Annotated in this window: 3 protein-coding genes and 1 pseudogene; 2 read left to right on the top strand and 2 right to left on the bottom strand. The window is 68.1% G+C overall.

Translation table 11 applies throughout. From position 1 onward, the window contains the following. A partial coding sequence (locus tag EET03_RS30940; RefSeq protein ID WP_208649106.1) for a hypothetical protein occupies window positions 1-196 on the top strand: 196 nt, incomplete at its 5' end. A gap of 56 nt (window positions 197-252) precedes the next feature. Here EET03_RS30940 and EET03_RS20775 read toward each other — a convergent pair. Continuing rightward, window positions 253-1,878: a pyruvate, phosphate dikinase gene (locus tag EET03_RS20775; RefSeq protein WP_167470674.1), complete on the bottom strand. Its 1,626-nt coding sequence runs from the start codon at window positions 1,876-1,878 to the stop codon at window positions 253-255. 143 nt (window positions 1,879-2,021) lie between these two features. Between EET03_RS20775 and EET03_RS20770 the strand changes: the two genes are divergently transcribed. Continuing rightward, window positions 2,022-2,531, top strand: coding sequence for a DoxX family protein (locus tag EET03_RS20770; RefSeq protein WP_063471804.1), 510 nt, complete (start codon window positions 2,022-2,024; stop codon window positions 2,529-2,531). 38 nt (window positions 2,532-2,569) lie between these two features. On the opposite strand, the pseudogene EET03_RS20765 reads toward EET03_RS20770, so the two are convergent. Continuing rightward, a pseudogene (locus EET03_RS20765) lies at window positions 2,570-2,988 on the bottom strand (PE family protein); the annotation flags it as partial.

The raw sequence follows: 2,988 nt of genomic DNA, 5'->3' as shown, positions 1-2,988 counted from the left end.
GCGGGATCACGTTCCCGGCGTGCCCGACGACATCATCGCCACGCACCTCGATACGGAGATTCTTCGACCAATCGTTGCTAGTCTGCATCTGTTAGGTGCGCTCCATCTCGGATCATCGGTGCTGTGGCAAGTCCGATTATCCTTGTGGCAGCGCGCCTTTCACGTTAACGACACTCGATGCCACTCAATTACATGAAAGATCGAGGCAAGCACATCACCACTTCGGCCAGCGGCGTGGTCAGGACTCCGGTATCAAGCAGTCGATGCCCGGAGCGCATGCAACATGGTGATCAGTGGCGCGTCCGACACCACATCGGTATGTCCGGCGGTCATGGCAGCCCGTGCGGCGGCCTCGGAATGATCCTCGAGCCTGGGGTAGTCGCCGGTGGCATGTGCGCGCAGCGGGCTGATGCGCAACGCGATGCCGGTGAGTTCCCGCAGCTCCGGGGTGTCGTTCTCGGACCACGCGGACAGCGGCAGGCTCCCGGCGCGCACCTCGCCCTGATGTCCGTCGACGGTGATCTGCTTGCCGGCCAGGGTCGCGGCTACGCCGTGGCCGCAGCCGACCACGGCTACCCGGCCAAGCTCGCGGCTGACGACTGCCGCGTGGCTGGCCGCGCCACCGACCTCGGTGACTATGCCCTGTGCGGCCAGCATGCCCAGCACGTCTTCGGGCCTGGTGTGGTCGCGCACCAGGATGACCGGCTTGCCCCGGTCGGCCGCGTCCAGCGCCGCATCCACGTCGGTGTAGGCGATTCCGGTGGCCACACCCGGACAGGCGGGCAGGCCCTTGGCCAAAAGCGGTGCGGCTAAGCGTGTTTCGGGCTGCAGAGCCGGCCGCAACAGGGCTTCCACATGGGCGGGGGCTATCCGGCGCAGTGTCTGGGCGTCGTCGATGAGACCTTCGTGTCGCAGTTGCAGAGCCAGCCGCACCGCGGCCTGCGCCGACCGCTCGGCAGACCGTGTCTGCAATAGCCAGAGCTTGCCGTTTTCGACGGTGAACTCGATTTCCGGGACGTCTGAGGTCAGTCGCTCCAGACATCGGGCGGCCGCGATCAGCTCGTCATAGACAGCCGGTAGCTGGTCGCGCAGCGCGGCAATCGGCTCGACGTCCACCAATCCCGAGACCACGTCGTCGCCCTGACCGCCGGGCAGCCAGTCGCCGAACGGTTCGTTTGCGCCGGTGATGGGGTTGCGGGAGGAGAGCACCCCGGCGCCCGAATCGGCCGTCTGGTTGCCGAACACCATCGCCTGTACGACCACCGCGGTACCACCCTGGTCGTCTCGGCCGTAGTGCCCGCGGTAGGCCTTGGCCCGCGGAGAATTCCAGGATGCGAAGACGGCCCCAACGCCGGCGCGCAACTGCTCGTATGGATCCTCGGCGGGGTCGCGGCCTGTCACTCGCCGATACATGCGGATGAACCGCCGGCGCGTGTCAGCGGCGAAATCAGCGGTGCCGGCCGCGGCCAGGGCCTGCTCGACGGCGTCGTTGAGGCCCAGGTCCAGGATCGTGTCCATCATCCCGGGCATCGACTGGGTGGCCCCCGAGCGCACGCTGACCAGCAACGGACGCGGCCCGCGGCCGAACGTGCGCGCGGTCTCGGACTCCAGCCAGCGCATCCGCTCCAGCACGTCGTCCCAAATCGCGTCCATGGTCGGCTCGGGGTCGGCCAGGTACCGCACGCCCACTTCGGTGGTGATGCAGAACGCGGGCGGTACCGGCAGCGTGTGGCGGCGCATCACGTCGATGCCGTGGCCCTTGTTGCCCAGAACCTCGCGGGAATGATCCGCTTGTCCGTCCAGCAAGATCACCGGGTCTTTCCGGATGCCTTCGAGGGGATCTTTGAGGGGATCACCGCCTCGTGGGATACGAGCCATTGATGCACCCCCTCGTGGTCGGGCAAGCCTGAAGCGGTTGCGGGCAAACGTCGGAACGTCCGCAATGTTTCCACACCGATCACCGGAACCGGCGGCTCGCCGCTGCTGCCGGGAGCTGGGCAGGATGATCTAGTTTTGACGGTATGACTCCGTATGACGCCGGGTTGCTGATCCTGCGGCTGGTGCTGGGCCTGACACTGGCCGCGCACGGCTTGAACAAGTTCTTCGGTGGCGGCCGGATACCGGGTACCGCACGCTGGTTCGAGAGCATCGGCATGAAGCCCGGGAAGTTTCACGCGACAGTGGCCGCCAGCACCGAGACTGCCGCCGGACTGGGGTTGGCCGCGGGTCTGCTCACGCCCATCCCGGCTGCGGGTTTCGTCTCGCTCATGCTGGTCGCGGCATGGACCGTGCACCGGCCCAACGGCTTCTTCATCGTCAAGGAGGGTTGGGAATACAACCTGGTGCTGGCGGTCAGCGCCGTCGTCGTCGCCACGCTTGGCGCGGGAAAGCTCAGCCTGGACTGGGTGATCTTCGGAAAGAATTGGTTCGACGGTTGGCCCGGCCTGCTGATCTCACTCGGACTCGGCCTCGCCGGCGCCATCGGGCAGTTGCTGATCTTCTACCGGCCGCCGGTCCAACAAACCGGGTAGCGCACATCCGGCACGCGACCGGGCGGGTCCGCCGACTATCACTGGCCGTTGTTGCCGTCCTGGCCGAGCAGCTGCCCGCCGGCGCCGCCGGCACCGCCCGTACCCGGTGTCACGCCGATTCCGGCGTTGCCGCCGTTGCCGCCGTCGCCGATCAGCCATGCGCTGCCGCCCGCACCGCCGTTACCGCCGGTACCGGTAGCCGACCCGCTGTCCCCGCCGGCGCCGCCGTCACCGCCGTTGCCGATCATTCCGGCTTTGCCGCCGACTCCTCCGTTTCCGCCGAGACCGCCGAATCTGCTGGTGCCGCCGGCACCGCCGACGCCACCATTGCCGTAGAGCAGGCCGGCGTTGCCGCCGGCTCCGCCGGGTGCGCCGATGCCGGACTGGCTGATACCGGCAGTGCCGCCGGCACCGCCGTTGCCGCCGAGGATGCCGGCGTTGCCGCCGGCGCCGCCGG

Origin of the sequence: Mycobacterium innocens (assembly GCF_900566055.1) — a bacterium.
GTDB lineage: Bacteria > Actinomycetota > Actinomycetes > Mycobacteriales > Mycobacteriaceae > Mycobacterium > Mycobacterium innocens.
Note: the sequence above shows the minus strand (reverse complement) of the source record. Positions and strands in the feature narration are given on the sequence as shown.

Bases quoted from the DNA above. Each gene is read 5' to 3' on its own strand.
- EET03_RS20770 (WP_063471804.1), top strand. From the start codon at position 2,022: ATGACTCCGTATGACGCCGGGTTGCTGATCCTGCGGCTGGTGCTGGGC.
- EET03_RS20775 (WP_167470674.1), bottom strand. From the start codon at position 1,878: ATGGCTCGTATCCCACGAGGCGGTGATCCCCTCAAAGATCCCCTCGAA.